13 protein-coding genes and 3 tRNA genes are annotated in these 17102 nt (G+C 40.5%); 9 read left to right on the top strand and 7 right to left on the bottom strand.

Annotated features, from left to right (window positions below):
* The first annotated feature begins 20 nt into the window (after positions 1–20).
* Positions 21–1019, top strand: coding sequence for a 2-hydroxyacid dehydrogenase (locus M1P97_RS13420; protein ID WP_195372857.1), 999 nt, complete (start codon positions 21–23; stop codon positions 1017–1019).
* An 86-nt stretch (positions 1020–1105) separates the two neighbouring features.
* The gene (locus M1P97_RS13415; protein WP_249389350.1) at positions 1106–1960 is read left to right on the top strand and encodes a patatin-like phospholipase family protein; all 855 of its coding nucleotides are present in this window, start codon (positions 1106–1108) and stop codon (positions 1958–1960) included.
* Between the two features lie 3 nt (positions 1961–1963).
* Here the strand turns inward: M1P97_RS13415 and thiC are convergent, their stop codons facing one another.
* From thiC to thiD, 4 genes are read right to left on the bottom strand one after another with little or no spacing between them, the layout of a single operon-like run.
* A complete protein-coding gene (thiC, locus tag M1P97_RS13410; protein ID WP_195372859.1) occupies positions 1964–3670 on the bottom strand; it encodes a phosphomethylpyrimidine synthase ThiC in 1707 nt (568 codons plus the stop codon).
* Between the two features lie 11 nt (positions 3671–3681).
* Positions 3682–4386 (bottom strand): thiamine phosphate synthase, encoded by a 705-nt coding sequence (locus M1P97_RS13405; RefSeq protein ID WP_195372860.1) that lies wholly within the window; start codon positions 4384–4386, stop codon positions 3682–3684.
* Positions 4377–4973, bottom strand: a complete 597-nt coding sequence (locus M1P97_RS13400) for a thiamine phosphate synthase (RefSeq protein WP_249389349.1) — start codon at positions 4971–4973, stop codon at positions 4377–4379. Before M1P97_RS13400 ends, M1P97_RS13405 begins: the two co-directional genes overlap by 10 nt.
* Positions 4970–5818: a bifunctional hydroxymethylpyrimidine kinase/phosphomethylpyrimidine kinase gene (gene thiD / locus M1P97_RS13395; protein ID WP_249389348.1), complete on the bottom strand. Its 849-nt coding sequence runs from the start codon at positions 5816–5818 to the stop codon at positions 4970–4972. Before thiD ends, M1P97_RS13400 begins: the two co-directional genes overlap by 4 nt.
* 289 nt (positions 5819–6107) lie before the next feature.
* Between thiD and M1P97_RS13390 the strand changes: the two genes are divergently transcribed.
* From M1P97_RS13390 to M1P97_RS13380, 3 genes are all read left to right on the top strand, one after another.
* A complete protein-coding gene (locus tag M1P97_RS13390) occupies positions 6108–6230 on the top strand; it encodes an AAA family ATPase (protein ID WP_229058496.1) in 123 nt (40 codons plus the stop codon).
* On the top strand, positions 6212–6487 hold the full coding sequence (locus M1P97_RS13385; protein WP_262923237.1) for an AAA family ATPase: 276 nt from the start codon (positions 6212–6214) through the stop codon (positions 6485–6487). Before M1P97_RS13390 ends, M1P97_RS13385 begins: the two co-directional genes overlap by 19 nt.
* 134 nt (positions 6488–6621) lie before the next feature.
* Positions 6622–9174, top strand: coding sequence for a DUF5686 and carboxypeptidase-like regulatory domain-containing protein (locus M1P97_RS13380; RefSeq protein WP_249389347.1), 2553 nt, complete (start codon positions 6622–6624; stop codon positions 9172–9174).
* A 131-nt stretch (positions 9175–9305) separates the two neighbouring features.
* Here M1P97_RS13380 and M1P97_RS13375 read toward each other — a convergent pair whose 3' ends face one another.
* Positions 9306–10541 (bottom strand): BamA/TamA family outer membrane protein, encoded by a 1236-nt coding sequence (locus tag M1P97_RS13375; protein WP_195372864.1) that lies wholly within the window; start codon positions 10539–10541, stop codon positions 9306–9308.
* An 82-nt stretch (positions 10542–10623) separates the two neighbouring features.
* Positions 10624–12240, bottom strand: coding sequence for a PAS domain-containing sensor histidine kinase (locus M1P97_RS13370; RefSeq protein ID WP_249389346.1), 1617 nt, complete (start codon positions 12238–12240; stop codon positions 10624–10626).
* A 195-nt stretch (positions 12241–12435) separates the two neighbouring features.
* Here M1P97_RS13370 and M1P97_RS13365 point away from each other — a divergent pair, with 195 nt between their 5' ends.
* The 4 genes from M1P97_RS13365 to M1P97_RS13350 all read left to right on the top strand — a co-directional run bounded on the left by M1P97_RS13365 (position 12436) and on the right by M1P97_RS13350 (position 15130).
* Positions 12436–14757 (top strand): patatin-like phospholipase family protein, encoded by a 2322-nt coding sequence (locus tag M1P97_RS13365; RefSeq protein ID WP_195372866.1) that lies wholly within the window; start codon positions 12436–12438, stop codon positions 14755–14757.
* 76 nt (positions 14758–14833) lie between these two features.
* A tRNA-Arg gene (locus tag M1P97_RS13360) sits at positions 14834–14910 on the top strand.
* Positions 14911–14943: 33 nt separating this feature from the next.
* Positions 14944–15020 (top strand) — tRNA-Arg (locus M1P97_RS13355).
* A gap of 36 nt (positions 15021–15056) precedes the next feature.
* Positions 15057–15130: transfer RNA gene (locus M1P97_RS13350), tRNA-Arg, on the top strand.
* Between the two features lie 95 nt (positions 15131–15225).
* On the opposite strand, the gene M1P97_RS26380 is transcribed toward M1P97_RS13350, so the two are convergent.
* The gene (locus M1P97_RS26380) at positions 15226–17097 is read right to left on the bottom strand and encodes a helix-turn-helix domain-containing protein (protein WP_394803913.1); all 1872 of its coding nucleotides are present in this window, start codon (positions 17095–17097) and stop codon (positions 15226–15228) included.
* Between the last annotated feature and the right edge of the window lie 5 nt (positions 17098–17102).

Below are 17102 nucleotides of genomic sequence, written 5' to 3'. Positions count from 1 at the left end.
TTAAAACAAATAAAACAAGTATGTCATACAAGATTGCATTTTTTGGAGCTAAACCTTACGATATAGCTTCTTTCGATAAAGTAAATGAGCATTTTAATTACGATATCAAATATTTTAAAGGACATCTTAACCCTAACAATGTTGTCCTGACGAAAGAGGCTGATGTGGTCTGTATCTTTGTAAACGATACAGCTGATGCAGCCGTTATCGATGCAATGGCTGATAATGGTGTTAAACTGTTGGCGCTACGTTGTGCCGGTTTCAATAATGTAGACCTGACAGCGGCCAAAGGAAAACTTCCGGTAGTACGTGTCCCGGCTTATTCACCGTATGCAGTCGCCGAATATTCGTTGGCATTAATGCTTTCGTTAAATCGTAAAATACACCGTGCTTATTGGCGTACTCGTGATGGTAATTTTTCGCTGAACGGGATGATGGGATTCGATATGCATGGAAAAACGATCGGTATTATCGGAACAGGAAAGATCGCCAAGATACTGATCAAGATATTGAAAGGATTCGGTATGCATATTCTTGCTTATGACCTATATCCTGACTATAAATTCGCAGAAGAAGAAGGGATCACGTATACAACATTGGATGAATTATATCATAGATCGGATATAATTTCATTGCATTGTCCGCTGACGGAAGAAACCCGTTATCTGATCAACGACCAATCGATCGATAAAATGAAAGACGGCGTAATGATCATTAATACCGGTCGTGGTCAGCTGATCCATACCAATGCACTGATAGAAGGGTTAAAAGAAAAGAAGATTTCGGCAGCCGGACTGGATGTGTACGAAGAAGAAGGTGACTACTTCTACGAAGATAAATCCGACAAAATTATTGATGACGATGTACTGGCACGTTTGCTCTCTTTCAATAACGTGATCGTGACTTCTCATCAGGCCTTCTTTACCAAAGAGGCAATGCATAATATTGCGGAAACAACCTTACAGAATATCGAAGACTTCCGTCTTAATCGTCCATTAGTGAACGAAGTTATTCTATAAAGAGACTATTTTTTATCGCTGATTTATTATATTTTTGTGGCCATTGTCCGGTGTGAACCAGGCAATGGCTTATTAATTTTAGAGTTATGGTAATAGATAATCAAACAGGACTTGTATTGGAAGGCGGGGGGATGCGTGCCATCTTCACGGTCGGTGTATTAGACTATTTTATGGATCACGATATCTGGTTTCCCTATACGATTGGCGTATCGGCAGGAGCCAGCAACGGTATTTCGTATGCTTCCCGCCAGCGGGGACGTTCAAAATACAGTAATATCGATCTGTTGAAAAAATATAATTATATAGGCCTTCGACACTTTTTGAGTGGTCGGGGCTATATCGATATGAAATATTTGTTCTATACATATCCGGAACAGGATTATCCGCTCGACTTCGATACTTACTTCAAGTCGAAAGATCGTTTTGTCATGGTTACCAGCAACTGTTTAACGGGTAAAGCGGAGTATTTTGAAGAGAAACAGGATAAAGACCGTCTGGTAGATATTTGTTGTGCTTCCTGCTCGTTGCCGGTATTGTGTCCGGTAGCGTATGTGGATGGTATTCCGATGGTAGATGGTGGTGTTTGCGATGCTATACCTATCCAACATGCTATTGATGAAGGTTTTCATAAGAATGTCGTTATTCTGACCCGCAATAAAGGATACCGCAAAAAAGACAAAGACTTTTATCTTCCCGGTTTTATTTATAAACAGTATCCTGCTATACGCGAACAACTAAAACTAAGATATAAACGATACAATGAGGTACTCGATTATATCGATCAACTGGAAGCGGAAGGAAAGGTTTTTGTGATCCGTCCGGAAAAGAAGATAGAAGTAGGACGGACAGACAGTAATCCGGATCGGTTGGAAGCTTTATATAATGAAGGGTATGCGCTTGCAGAGCGTTTAGTAGGGGCGGCCCTTACGACCGCCCGCTAAGTATTAATCTTTACATTCTTTGTGTAAGTCTTTGCTCAAGCGCATGGCACAGAAGTTCGGACCGCACATCGTACAGTATTCACCATCGGTAACTGCACTTTCTTTATAATATTGCAAGGCACGTTCCGGATCGAGCGACAAGTTGAACTGGTCTTTCCAGCGAAAATCGAAACGGGCTTTGCTTAATGCGTTATCGCGAACCTGGGCACCGGGATGTCCTTTTGCCAAGTCAGCAGCGTGAGCGGCAATCTTATATGCGACAACTCCGTTACGTACATCTTCTTTATTTGGTAATCCCAGATGCTCTTTCGGTGTAACATAACAGATCATAGCTGTGCCATGCCAGGCTATCTGCGCTGCACCTATGGCAGAAGTAATATGGTCGTAACCGGGAGCAATATCTGTTGTAAGCGGGCCTAACGTGTAGAAAGGTGCTCCGTGACAGGCATATTGCTGTTCTTTCATATTCTCGTGGATCTTATTCATTGGAACGTGTCCCGGACCTTCAATGATAACCTGCACGAATTTCTCCCAGGCAATTTTTGTCAGATCTCCCATGGCATGTAATTCGGCAAATTGCGCTGCATCGTTTGCATCATAGATAGAACCCGGACGAAGTCCGTCGCCAATGGATACTGCGACATCGTAACGGCTCAGGATATCACATATTTCAGCAAAATGGGTATACAGGAAGTTTTCCTGATTGTGTAGCTGCATCCATTTGGCCATAATGGAACCTCCGCGCGAAACAATACCTGACAAGCGGGTAGCAGTCAAGTCCACATGCTTCTTCAACAGGCCGGCATGAATAGTAAAGTAGTCGACACCTTGTTCGGCCTGTTCAATCAGAGTGTCACGATAGATTTCCCAGTTTAAAGCTTCCACATCACCGTTCACCTTTTCCAAAGCTTGGTAGATAGGTACGGTACCCATCGGAACCGGACAGTTACGGATAATCCACTCGCGGGTTTCATGGATATTATCACCGGTAGAAAGGTCCATTAATGTATCGCCTCCCCATTTGCAGCTCCATACAGCTTTCTCTATCTCTTCACTGATACCCGATGACAAAGCCGAGTTGCCGATATTGGTATTGATCTTTACCAGGAACTTCTTTCCGATAATCATCGGTTCGGCTTCCGGGTGGTTGACATTGGCCGGGATGATAGCACGTCCGGCTGCAATTTCCTTGCGGACAAAGTCGGGCGTTATATATGATTTTAAACCCAGTGCTTCGATCTGCTGGTTCTCGCGGATAGCCACATATTCCATTTCGGGAGTTATGATGCGGCGTTTAGCGTAGTACATCTGAGTAATGTTCTTCCCTTCTTTAGCACGATAGGGCAGATGATGTTTGGGGAAACGGATCTCATCCAGGCTCTTGTCTTCCAGACGACTACGACCGTACTCGGATGTAAGTTCGCTTAATTGTTCGATATCTTTACGTTTACTGCACCATTCTTCACGGATACGGGGAATACCGGCTGTTATGTCGATATTTATCTTCGGGTCGGAAAAAGGACCGCTGGTATCGTATACGATTACCGGATTATTCTTTTTGAAAGTCTTTTCCCCGTTTTCTTCAACGGTTACAGTATCCAGCAATTTGATTTTACGCATTCCCACCTTGATCTTATTGATCTCACCCGGTACATATATTTTCTCCGATGACGGATAGGTTATACGCATCGTATTCTTCTTGTTTGCCATTGATGTATATTTTAGTATTTATTTATTTCATTAATAAAGCGGCGTGTTTCTTCTACAGGATCATCCGCATTGATAATTGCCCCGGAGACAGCTATACCTGTTATGCCGGTTTGCATTAATGCCCCGACATCTTCCAGGCAAATACCTCCGATTGCAAATATCGGTATATTATAACCGGCATCCTTGCATTGTTGTATTATTTTTTGATATCCTTCCAATCCCAGGACCGGACTTAATTTCTTTTTTGTCTCCGTATGACGAAACGGGCCTAATCCGATGTAAGAGGCTCCTTGTTCAACGGCACGTTTTATATCCTCAAAAGTATTAGCCGTGGCACCGATGTAAAAGGTTTCATCCGGAGTAAGGAACTCGTCGGTTTTCTTCCAGGCCTCAGACACCGGAATATCTTCTTTTCCCAGGTGGACGGCTGTTGCACCACACCGTAAAGCTATTTTTATGTTATCATTGATACAATATACACATGGGGTAGTATGCATATTGATTAACTGACCGATCTCCCTGGCTGTGAAAATATTCATATTCTCTTTCATCCGGAGTTGAACCCATGAACAACCTCCGTCCAGAACCATTTTAACTTCCTCGGCTTCTGTATACTTGGATGTCCGGTGAGTGATAAACATCAGACGTTCCCCATTCGTATGAGGAATGAAACGGCCTCTGTTTGCAGGTCCGTTTATTTTATATTCTATTGCCATAAAGCTAATTGTTTATATCGTTCTATAATTGGTTCAATTTGGTTTCCGGAAGGTTCATTTCCCCATAAGGCCCCCAAAACAGCTACTCCGCCAAAGTTAAGTGGCTTTATCAAAGGGATAGTCGTTTGGTCCATCCCTCCGAGGGCTATCACTTTTTCATTGATAATACCATCAGAGGCCGCTTTTTGTAGTACTTCCATTGGGAACCCACTACCATAACCCTCCTTGGATATGCTTTGAAAAATAGGACTGAGAAATACATAAGCCAGTTTCTGGTTCTCATGGATTTCTTCCAGCGAGTGACAAGAGCGACTGATGCTTCCTTTAAATCCTTCCGGAACCGAATAATTCCGGCTGTTCAAATGGATACCAACCGGTTTATATTCCAGAACCAGTTCGAAATGATCGTGTAATACAATACGTGGATAGTATTCCGGTGGTATAGTTTCCAGCAGCCGTCGTAATTCATCTATATTACTTTGGGGTTTACGTAGATGTAATCTTTCCATCCCTTCCTGAAACAGAAGGGATAATATCCGGCTTTCACCTTCAAAGAAATGAGGTGTTGTAATAACGATCAGTTTCATAACCCATTCGTTTTTATTTTTGCCAAAGGTATCGGAGCAAAGAAATGATTCAAAGGCCCGTGTCCATGACCGGTTGTTACATCTTTTCCGGCAAAAATGGCTTTTGTTATATACTCTTTGGCTAATTTCACTGCTTCCCGTAGATTCTTACCTAATGCTAAATAAGCCGCAATGGCGGAAGACAATGTACAACCGGTTCCGTGCCCATTTGTTGTTGCTATTGTTTCTGCCGAAAGTCGGAGAGGAGTTGAATTGGTAACATACAATATATCAGTCATGTTATCTCCTTTTAAATGACCGCCTTTCATCAGGACGGCACGACATCCCAGCGCAAGTAGTTTATTGGCAGCCTGCTCCATTTCTTTCTCAGAGGAGATTTTTATACCCGAAAGAAATTCAGCTTCATCGATATTGGGTGTCACCAGTGTCGTTCGTTTGAATAGTTCGCGTACAATAATATGAATAGCATCATCGTGCAATAACTTATTACCGCTGGTGGAGATCATCACCGGATCTAAAATTATATAGGAAGGAGAAAATTTATCTATCGTATCTACAACAATCTCTGCAGCGGCTTTATTATGCAACATGCCAATCTTGACTGCGTCAATTGTAATATCTTCAAAGACTGCATCCAACTGTCCTTTCAATATCTCGGGAGAAATAGCCTGAATACCTCTGACTCCCTGTGTATTCTGGGCAGTAACGGATGTTATCACAGAAGCGCCATAGACTCCTAATGCAGAAAATGTTTTAATATCTGCTTGTATACCGGCTCCGCCGCCGCTGTCTGAACCGGCGATTGTAAGTGCTGTCGGATAGCGATACGTTGTATCTGTTTTCATTTTTACACGCAAAAGGAGGGAAAAGCCTTTATCTGTCTTTCCTACGGCGGCATTACCCGCATCAGGTTCACAGGGTATAATCTCAGCCCGTTTACAGTATGGCACCCCCTTTTCGTGGACAAAGGTAACAAGATTGACAGGAGAAAACAAAAGTGAATTGTTAAATTTAAGAGAGATTTTATAGCAGTAACGAAATAATCTCTTATATTTGCCACTGCAATTCGGGTTTAATATTGCTTTTCTTCCGGATTGTAGTTTCCTTTTGCCATAATAATTAAATAAACAAATCATGCAGAAGCAAACAGGTTTATATGTTATTACTGGTGGGCCAGGCACAGGTAAAACATCACTAATAGAGGAACTTAAAAGATCGGGATTTAAAGCTGTGATACATTGGCTTATGCCCGGCTGATCGGGTTGGCGGATACTGAGAAAATAGAACAAGCAGTAGATCAGTACAGATATAACAATCTGGTGTTTATACTGCCTCCCTGGGAAGAAATATACTGTACGGATAAAGAACGAAAACAATTGTTTAATGAGGCAATAGATACTTACTACGTAATGAAAGAGGTTTACAAAAAAGCAGGCTATACATTAATAGAAATACCTAAACTATCGGTAATAGAGAGGAGGAATTTTGTTATTAATTGTATAAGAGAATCCTAATTATTCTATAAGGTAGAGTCTTTTTAATGAGATTTGTTGTCAATTGGAATATATTCGGTTCAATTTGGAACATTAAGAAAGAAGAATCTGTTATAATTTTGCGGAGTCTTAACGAGAGAGTTAATTAAAAGGTGATGGGGAAGAAGATTGTTTTTATTCTGACATTTGTAATGATAGCATTAGCTTCAAAGGGTCAGAACACTATAATAAATGGCGTTGTAACGGACTCAATAACTGGAGAATCGTTACCGTATGTTTCAGTTATACTTAAAGGTACGACGATAGGGGCAACTACTGATGATGATGGTAAGTTTACATTAACGACATCGTCTAATGCCCGAACATTATCGATATCCTATCTGGGATACGAAGAAAAAGAGTATAAAGTAGCTGTCGGGAAGAAGAATTACTTCAAGGTGGCTCTGGCTCCTTCCAGTATCGCTCTTAACGAAGTTATCGTTAAACCAAAAAAGGAGAAATACAGCAAGAAAGAAAATCCTGCCGTTACTTTCGTGAAAAATGTTATCGATTCACGGGAAAGTAATAATCCGCGTAATCATGATTACTTCAGCTACAGCCAGTATGAAAAGATGGTGTTTGCCATGAACGATTACCACCCGAAGCCTAAAAAGGAAAACGGGAAAGGTGGTAAGTTCGACTTTTTGGTAGATTACATCGACACATTGGATGTCGGCAGAACAATCCTTCCTGTATCGGAAAAGGAGAAAGTAGAAGGTGTCTTTTATCGTAAAGATCCTAAATCAGAAAAGCGGGTTGTACTGGGAGCAAAGGCTGCAGGGGTGGACGAGATCTTCTCCCGTGATGGTATGCAACAATTCCTCGGCGAAGTATTTCGTGAAGTGGATATCTTCAAAAACGATATACCTCTTTTCCTTCAACGTTTCGTGAGTCCGCTTTCTACGATGGGGCCGAACTTCTACAAATATTATTTGCTGGATACTGTTCAGGTAAACGGAAAGCAGTGTGTCGACCTCGGTTTTGTACCGTTTGTTTCGGAAGGATTCGGTTTTACCGGCCACCTCTTCGTTACACTCGACTCCACCTTCTTCGTTCAGAAGGCAATCCTGAATGTTCCAAAGAATATCAACCTGAACTTTGTCAGTGGAATGACCATCGAACAGACATTCCAACGGACAGAAGACGGCACACGCATTATTACCAAAGACGACATAAATGTAGACTTCAAACTGACGGAGAAATCAAAAGGTATGTATGCCCGCAGATTGAACATATATAGCGATCATTCATTCCTGCCTCCTGAAAATCAGGATATTTTCAAAGAAAGTGCACCGATAATCACTTTGCAGGATGCTTACAAGCAACCGGATGATTTCTGGGATCTGAATCGCCCGGAAGAAGCAGGAGCGCGTAAACAAAACACTGTTGAAAAGTTGATGGCGAAGTTACGTTCGGTTCCTATCTTCTATGTAACTGAAAAGATCATAACCATCCTGACATCAGGATACATTGGAACCAGCACTGATCCTGTAAAGAATAAGTTTGAATTCGGCCCTGCCAATACTTTCATCAGTGGTAACGCCATTGAAGGAGCTCGTTTCCGTGTAGGAGGAACTACCACTACCGCATTCAGCAAACGTCTTTTCCTTGAAGGATATGCTGCATACGGAACTACGGATAGAAAACTGAAATATGACGGATTAATCGAATATTCCTTTAATGATAAAAAGGAATACCGTAAGGAGTTCCCGGTTAACTCGATCCGGTTACAGTATACTTATGATATCAATCAGTTGGGACAACAATATATGTATACTAACAAGGATAATATTTTCCTTGCCTGGAAACGACAGAGAGATACCCGTGCTACTTATCTGAGAAATGCCGAACTTGCTTATTACCGGGAACATTATAATGGTATCGCTTACGGTGTGACCCTTCGTAATAAAAAAGAGATCGCAACAGATTATGCTGTTTTTGACAGAATCGAGGCCGATGGTCATATCTCTCCAATCAAGTCCTATTCGATGACAGAGATGGAGTTTAAATTCCGCTTTGCCCCGAACGAGAAGTTCTATCAGACACGTAACTATCGATATCCGATCACTTTCGATGCCCCGATACTTACATTGAATCATATCACTGCCAGAAAAGGTGTGTTGGGAGCTGATTATACATACAATCGTACAGACATAGGCATTCAGAAACGTTTTTGGTTTTCCGCTTTCGGATATGTAGACATTATCGGTAAAGCTGGTAAGGTATGGGACAAAGTTCCTTATCCATTGCTGATTTTGCCGAATGCCAACTTGTCTTATACCATTCAGCCGGAATCATATACCAATATGAATGCAATGGAGTTTATCAGTGATGAATACGCTTCATGGGATGTAACCTATTTTATGAACGGGCTTATCTTAAACCGCCTCCCTTTAATCAAAAAGTTGAAATGGAGAGAAGTGCTGTCATTCCGTGGAATGTGGGGTAACCTGACAGATAAAAACAACCCTTATTACGGTGGCAAAGATCTGTATCTGTTCCCGGAAGGTTCGTATACTCTAGGTAATACACCATATATGGAAGCCGGAGTTGGTATTGAAAATATCTTTAAGTTCCTTCGTCTTGATTATGTATGGCGTTTGACTTATCGTGATAATCCGGGTATACAGACGAAAGGTGTTCGCTTCTCGATGAAATTATCATTTTAATATAAAGGTTTTGCCATGCTTGTGGCAGAGTTTTGCCATGCTTGTGGCAGAGTTTTGCCATGCTTGTGGCAGAGTTTTGCCATGCTTGTGGCAGAGTTTTGCCATGCTTGTGGCAAAGACTCTTTCTCTTATCAAAATGCTTCCGTCATATTCATATAAACCTGAACTCCATCCAGGCCGGGTTCTTTTCCGATATCCAGTCTGAAGTTTTTACCCGGCTGCATCTGAACACGTAATCCGGCACCGAAATTCAGTTTCCATTTATTCCAGTCAAAAGGGGTATTACCGATTGTTCCAGTCCCCATCCAGGCTACAAAACCACATTTTGCCCAAAAGTTACCACTACTGTATTTTGCCGGAGAACCGAACATATGCCGATATTCGAGGATACCATAGGCCATCGATTTATCTCTGTATTTACCCCAGTAGTATCCACGCAGGTCGAAAGGCGAACCGAATGAAGGTAATTCGGAGTAAGGGACATCTCCCATACCAATCTGGCTTTTAGCAATCCACCCCAAGGTACTTCGGGGACGGAATACATTCACAAAGTGACGGTATTCGAGTTCCAGTATCTCGTAATTATATGCTCCTCCAAGATACTTCCCGAAAGCTTTGATATTCGCACTGAGCAATACACCCTTCGTCGGGGTTGCCACATCGTTTCTCGTATCGTACTGGATCAAACCTCCGATACCCACATTCAGATATTTCAATTTAAACTCATTGAAATAAGGATCTTTTTCCATTACCGGATTTATATCGGAAGCTTTCGTATAGTTGATATCAAACAAACCTCCCAGGTAAAAATGCGGTCGTACTTCCCAGACAAAACGGGGATAGAGTTGGAAATAACTTCTGTGATAACGGGTAGTCGAGTCACTTCTATCCACATGTTCGATCGTTTCGTATCCTTTCCCATAATAATGGGCAGGCTCATTCCTGTATCCATAGCTGGCATAAATACGGAATTTATTCTGATTGAAAAAGAAAGTACCGGCACCGGCAACCACGATTGTTCCATTTAATGAAAGGTTTATACCGGCAGGCAAGAAAGATCGTTGGGAAATCGTATCGTTCTTATTGAGCCTGAAGCTGGCTAATACAGCACCGCCAACGCCTAAAGAAGCTTCAGGGGTATAAGAAGGACCGCCCAGGACGGACCACCATATTTTTTTCTGTGCACGAATGGAATCTTTGCGCAACTGTTTATAATAGCGCTTCAACTGTTTATCGTTTAGTTGCTCTCCATCAATAATAACAACCTCTTTAGGGACAGTATCGGATGGCGTTATATTCTGTGCCTTTCCGGGCAAAGCAGAAACAGACAGGATCACTCCTGCGAAAACTATTACATGTTTAAACATCGACTGTTTTGTGTTTTAGGTTGCAAAAGTATGAAAAAGAAAACACATAAACAGCTTTTTTTGTTTATAGCCTTTGGAATACTTAAGGTTTCTGCACAGGAATTTTCAACCAGAACAAGGAACCTTCTCCTACACAGGATTCTACGCCTATACTTCCTCCGAATTTTTCTGCAATCATTGCACAAATAGGAAGTCCGAGGCCTGTACCTTGTGCGAAGGTATTCAATTTTACGAAACGATCGAAGATCTGGTCTTTCTTATCTTCCGGTATGCCCATTCCGGTATCTTTTACATAAAAGCGGATCTCGGCGGCGGATTCATCCATCGTATATCCGAATAGAATAGAACCTTTCTCTGTGAATTTTAAAGCATTGGTAAGGAAATTGATTATTACCTGCGTCAGACGGCTCCGGTCTGTATTGATCACACATTGGGGTAACTTTTGGTCGAAAGATATAAGGATGGCATCCGATGTGTTTTTCAGCTTTATCTGATGACAGATATCTTCCATCAATTCATTTATATCCACTTGATCGTATGTGAAGTCCAGTGAGCCTGATTCTATCTTTGCCATATCGATAATATCATTAATCAGTTGAAGCAAAAGATCATTGTTCATCGATATGATATGGATGAATTCTTCTTTTTCCGAAGGATCGTCTGTTTCTGTCAATAAGCTAGAAAAACCGACTATTGCATTTAACGGAGTACGGATCTCATGGCTCATATTGGCCAGAAAAGCGGATTTCAGGCGATTGGCTTCGTCTGCTTTTTTTACCTCATACATCAAGTGTTCAATTCTCTTTTTATCAGAAATATCTTCGATTTTCATCAATCCTCCCAGAACATTGGTTTCTGTATCGTCAAATATCGGAATAGCGCTGATTTCAACCGTCGTATCTCCTTCTGAAAATTCATGGCGTACCGGTTCTTTCTTAGTCATGGCCTCACTCAAGGCGCAACGGGGGCATGGCTCTTTTCTCCCCATAACAGTTTCATAACATACTTTTCCTGGGGTGTATCTGCGACCTTTGGCCAGTTCTTTCAGATTAGCAGTAGACTCCCACTGTACTTTATATTCTTTATCTGTATAGATCAGGCCGAAGTTGATACTGTTAAGTACCATATTCTGGGTTTTAGCCGCATTTTCCAGTTCTTCTTTTGCCTGAAGGAGTTTTTTCTCATATTCCTTCATTTGTGTAATCTCCCAGCGAACAATCAAAAGCCAGCGGTTCCCTTCGTGAGAGATGATCGATTTATTAACTATCGTATTATGTAATACGCCATCAGTAGTTACATAGTCCTCTTCTGCCCGGTAATTCTGTCCTTTACTTACCAATTCTTCATCTATCCGGCGATATTTCATACCTCGCTCGGGACCATAGAGCTCCATATCCGATTGTCCCAACACCTCTTCCCGTCTGATACCCGATTGTACTTCAGCCTCTTTATTCCAGTAGGCATATTTATAATTGTCGTCTATATTCTTTACAAAAACAGGGAAAGGAAGATTATCTAAAATATCCAGACTGAAAGAATGCGTTTCGGCTTTATAGGTCTTATTTTCATGAATGAGTTTTTGATTTTTATATATCAGTAAGATAATTATAATGGATAAAACCAGAAACACCGGGATACATATGGCCATATCCGAGGTTAGCATCAAGATTATAAAGTTTATCGCGATGAGTATTCCCATATCTGTATTATTACTTTACCCTTTACAAATCTTCGCAAATGTATCATTTATATTTCAATTAATTTCCGAATACTGTTGAATTTCATAATAATTTTCTATTCCACCTCTATTTCTTAACAGAATAAGCGATCAAGTCTCCTTGTTATCTGAGAAAATAACTTTACTTTTGAAGATGTAAACAGAGAAGAAGTAAGTATGAAGAAAGTAGCTGTTCTGATAACCATTTTGTTGATATTCTTACAACCGGTTAATGCACAGAAAGTTGGATTGGTTTTAAGTGGAGGAGGAGCAAAAGGTGCTGCACATATAGGAGTCATCAAAGCACTTGAAGAGAATGGTATACCTATCGATTATATAGCCGGTACATCCATTGGTTCCATTATTGGCAGTTTGTATGCTATGGGGTATTCTCCCGAAGAGATGCTGGAACTGATGTTATCGGAAGAATTCGGTTATTGGCAAACCGGAACAGTCGAGAATGAATATAAATATTATTTTAAAAGACCGGATCCAACGCCTGAGTTCGGCCATTTCTCTATTGATATGACAGATTCGTTACAGATAAAAGCAAATTTTCTGCCACAAAGCCTTATCAACCCGATTCAGATGAACCAGGCATTTATGGCACTCTTCTCGCAGGCAACAGCTAAAGCCGGATGGAATTTTGACAACCTGTTTGTGCCATTTCGTTGTGTAGCCTCCGATATTTACAGTAAGAAAGCAATCATATTCAAGAATGGAGACTTGGGAGATGCAGTACGTGCCTCTATGACTTTCCCCTTCTTTTTTCAACCAATCTGGAAAGATAGCATTCCCCTTTTTGATGGCGGTATTTACGATAATTTTCCGGTAGGCCCAATGAAAGAGGCTTTTCATCCGGATTTTATTTTCGGATCGACGGTAGCCGGAGGTAATAATAAGCCTTCCAGCAACGCATATAGTCAAATAGAAACGATGATCATGCAAAAAACGGAGTATGATGTTCCGGAAGAAGATGGTATGATGGTAAAGTTCAGTTTCCCGACTGTTTCATTACTAGACTTTCAGAAAGCAAAAGAGTTGATGGATATAGGCTATAAACGGACAATGAGTATGATGGATTCTATTAAACAAAGAGTTCCCCGCAGGGTTCCACTCACGGAAGTTAATATGCGAAGAGTTGCCTATAAAGAAAGTTTGCCTCCACTGATTTTTCAGAATATATATGTGACAGGCGTTTCGGAATCGCAACGTAAATATATCGAAGCACAGTTACACCGTGATATGAACCATGAGTTCTCGATGGAGGAGTTCAAACGGGCTTACTTCAAAATGCTAACCTCTTCAAAGATCAAAGAGATCATGCCTCATGCCGTTTACAACCGAAGAGAAAAGAAGTTTGATCTTTATCTGGATGTTAAAATGAAAGAAGAAATTACCGTTGGTTTCGGAGGAAATGTCTCGTCGCATCAGGCAAACCAGTTATTTCTAGGTTTAGGTTACCAATATTTAGGCCGTTATGCAGCCGATGTGAATGCGAACTTTCAGGTCGGTAATTCTTTTAGCGGTATCATGCTCAGCGGACGCATTTATTTACAAACCAAGATACCTACTTATCTGAACTGGCAGGGAGTGTACTCCGACAAAAGATACTCGGAAAGCCAATCGCTGTTTTATGAAGATGTGTTGCCGGCTTTCATCAAACAGAAAGAACTATATATGAAGCTTAAGCTCGGATTCCCGTTCCTTAACAGGGCTAAATCAGAAATAGGCTTTGCTTATGGACGCCTGAATGATTATTATTTTCAGAGTACGAGTATGATGTTTCCAAACTCGACATTCGATCATAGCCGGTATGACCTTTTCAGCGGTTCACTCAGTATTGAAAGAAATTCGTTGGATGCCAAGCAATATCCGATAGCAGGACGAAAGCAGTTTCTGATTGCCCAGTACGTTACGGGTACAGAAAATTATACACCTTCTACGTTGACCCCGGAGAACCAACCTGTCAATAGAAAAGTACACAGTTGGTTACAGCTGAAAGGGGAGTGGCAGCATTATGAAACATTGAGTAACCGTTTTAACCTGGGATTCCGGGGAGAATTGGTTATATCCAGCAAGAACTTGATGAATAACTATACGGCATCTGTTCTTCAAGCTCCTGCTTTTACTCCCACGCCGCATAGCCAGATTGTCTTTAATGAAGCTTTTCGGGCGAATCAATATTTTGCAGCAGGGATTTCACCGATTTATAAATTCAGTAAATTGCTTCATTTCCGTCTCGACCTGTATGGTTTTGCTCCATTATATGAGATAAAGAAGGAAGAAATTCGTACTACGAATAACTCTTATATGGCAGTTCCTTATTATGGGAAATTTCTTCATTCATTTAAGTATATGGGAGAGGCTGCTCTGGTTCTGCAATTACCTTTTGCCTCTATTAGTCTGTATGCCAATGGATATAGCTATCCGGCGAAGAATTTCAACTTCGGACTGAATATCGGTTACTTGATCTTCAATCCAAAAATGTTAGATTAATTTGAAAAAAAGATGTAGCAAAGTCTTGCAGGTTTAAAAGAAAACACTACCTTTGCACTCGCAATCACGAAACAATGGCCGCGTAGCTCAACTGAATAGAGTAGCTGACTACGGATCAGCCGGTTACAGGTTTGAATCCTGTCGCGGTCACCATTCGAGATTACAGTTTAAACAGAAACAAAGATTGGCCGCGTAGCTCAACTGAATAGAGTAGCTGACTACGGATCAGCCGGTTACAGGTTTGAATCCTGTCGCGGTCACCATCTGAAAATCACAGTTTAAACGGAAACATAAAGATTGGCCGCGTAGCTCAACTGAATAGAGTAGCTGACTACGGATCAGCCGGTTACAGGTTTGAATCCTGTCGCGGTCACAGAATAAGAACAAAGCGTTGAAGTAGTAATATTTCAACGCTTTTTCTTTTTCCAAATCAGCAAGGAAGGCATAACGTCACTTCTGGGTTACGTCTTACTTAGAAGGTGGGGGATTCTGTTTCAGATATTCACTTGGAGTAAGATTGGTTTTCCGTTTAAAGTTACGATAAAAAGAGTCGGTAGAAACAAATCCTGCTTTCTCTGCCAGTGTAGATAATTTTTGTCCTGAATGAATTCGTTCCAGTAAATAGTCGATACGAAAATCATTGATCCATTGATTGAAATTCTTACCGGAACAGGTATTGATAGATGATGACAGATACGAGCGATTGGTTTCCAATATCTTTGCTAAAGAATCAAGCGAAATTTCTTTATCAAGATATAGTTTCCCTGATTTCACTTTCTTCTGGGCTGCTTGAAAGAGTTTCTCCTGGGGACTGAGCGCTTTTAATTCTGGTATTGCTGATACCTGTCGTCGTTCTGCTTCTTTTTTCTGTTCCATAATAGCTGCCTGTTGCTTTTTTCTCTGGCGGTAAATATAGAAAACGGCTCCTATAAGAGATATAAAAAGGATTAAACAAGTTCCAAAAGCCACCAACAAACGATGGGAGTCCATCAACTCAACTTCCTGCATCTTGATCCTATGCATCAAATCATTAATTTGCAGGCGATCCATAATATTTTTATCGTTACGCTCTTTATTGATGTTATTGGTAATCTGTTGGATCGAATCCCGTAATACAAGTAAGTTCACAGCCTTTTCGTATTGTTTTGTTTCCCGGCAGAATGAACTATAACGGGTGAGAGCGTCTATTTGTTTTTCTAATTGAGGGGGATTTTGTACAACGCTTTTCATCAGAGGTTCAACTAGTGTGAATGATTCGCCAGCCTGTTGAAATTTACCATTTCGCAGATATAAAGATCCTAATGATGAATAAGTAGATAAAAAATAGGGAGGAAGAAATACCTCAATATTCTTTTCTTGGAGGCGCCTGGCTTGTTTATGAAATTCCTCCATCACTTTATTCAAAAAAATAATGGCTGAATCCTCTTTGTTTTCGGCAATATATGTATCTGCAATACGACAATTGATAAACATTCCATTTCCTGTTTTTAATGTCTGTCCCATTTTTGTTAAAAGAAGACGAGCACTATCGGGCTTTTGAAGTTCCGTGTAAGATAATGCTAATATAGAATAAACAGAAGGCATGAATAAAGCAACTGAATCTATTCCCATTCTATTGGAATAGTTCACAACTTCTGTATACTGTTTCGATTCATAGAAAAGATAAATTAACTTAGCCAAACATTGGCTGGCTAAATCAGAAAAATGGTTCTTTATAGCTAATTGATAAGCATCCTTATACCAAGAGATGCCTCTTTCTTTGTCTCCTAATATAGAGAATTGATTAGCTATTGTAAAAAGATCTCTTATTACAAGTTCTGTTTTGTTAGCCGCGCGATGTTCTGCTAATAGTTCAAACCAAATCGGTAAATATTGTTCATGTAATCCACTTCTGCTTAATAATATTGCTTTTATTTTTTTCACTTCCCATTCATCTTCTCGTGAAAGTGAAAAATTAGTCTTCAATTCTTCACTTACCTGGATTCCTTTTACATCAGTATTCAGAACCCTTTGCTCATTCAGTTTTTCATAAAGTTGAAGTAAACGTAGTAATATATTCTTTTTTTCTTTCTTTGAAGAGAAAGGTATGATCTCTAATAACAGTTTTTCTTGTTTTTGCATTCCACCTATATCTTTTTCATCTCGGCCTGATATTTGAAGTACAATTTCAACTTGACACTGTGGTGGAAAATTCTGTATATTATTCCATAAAGAATCAAATGATAAAGATAAAATAGGTGTAACCATTAATTCTTTACTTAACAGATCAACTCTTTCTTGATTTCGACTTGTACAGCCAATATAGATAAAAACAAAAAGAAACAGATAGAATGCTTTCATGTCTC

Source organism: Parabacteroides leei (assembly GCF_023369805.1).
Taxonomy (GTDB): domain Bacteria; phylum Bacteroidota; class Bacteroidia; order Bacteroidales; family Tannerellaceae; genus Parabacteroides; species Parabacteroides leei.
This window is presented reverse-complemented; position numbering and strand designations above follow the sequence as displayed.

Bases quoted from the DNA above. Each gene is read 5' to 3' on its own strand.
- M1P97_RS13420 (WP_195372857.1), top strand. From the start codon at position 21: ATGTCATACAAGATTGCATTTTTTGGAGCTAAACCTTACGATATAGCT.
- M1P97_RS13415 (WP_249389350.1), top strand. From the start codon at position 1,106: ATGGTAATAGATAATCAAACAGGACTTGTATTGGAAGGCGGGGGGATG.
- thiC (WP_195372859.1), bottom strand. From the start codon at position 3,670: ATGGCAAACAAGAAGAATACGATGCGTATAACCTATCCGTCATCGGAG.
- M1P97_RS13405 (WP_195372860.1), bottom strand. From the start codon at position 4,386: ATGGCAATAGAATATAAAATAAACGGACCTGCAAACAGAGGCCGTTTC.
- M1P97_RS13400 (WP_249389349.1), bottom strand. From the start codon at position 4,973: ATGAAACTGATCGTTATTACAACACCTCATTTCTTTGAAGGTGAAAGC.
- thiD (WP_249389348.1), bottom strand. From the start codon at position 5,818: ATGAAAACAGATACAACGTATCGCTATCCGACAGCACTTACAATCGCC.
- M1P97_RS13390 (WP_229058496.1), top strand. From the start codon at position 6,108: ATGCAGAAGCAAACAGGTTTATATGTTATTACTGGTGGGCCAGGCACA.
- M1P97_RS13380 (WP_249389347.1), top strand. From the start codon at position 6,622: ATGGGGAAGAAGATTGTTTTTATTCTGACATTTGTAATGATAGCATTA.
- M1P97_RS13375 (WP_195372864.1), bottom strand. From the start codon at position 10,541: ATGTTTAAACATGTAATAGTTTTCGCAGGAGTGATCCTGTCTGTTTCT.
- M1P97_RS13370 (WP_249389346.1), bottom strand. From the start codon at position 12,240: ATGGGAATACTCATCGCGATAAACTTTATAATCTTGATGCTAACCTCG.
- M1P97_RS13365 (WP_195372866.1), top strand. From the start codon at position 12,436: ATGAAGAAAGTAGCTGTTCTGATAACCATTTTGTTGATATTCTTACAA.
- M1P97_RS26380 (WP_394803913.1), bottom strand. From the start codon at position 17,097: ATGAAAGCATTCTATCTGTTTCTTTTTGTTTTTATCTATATTGGCTGT.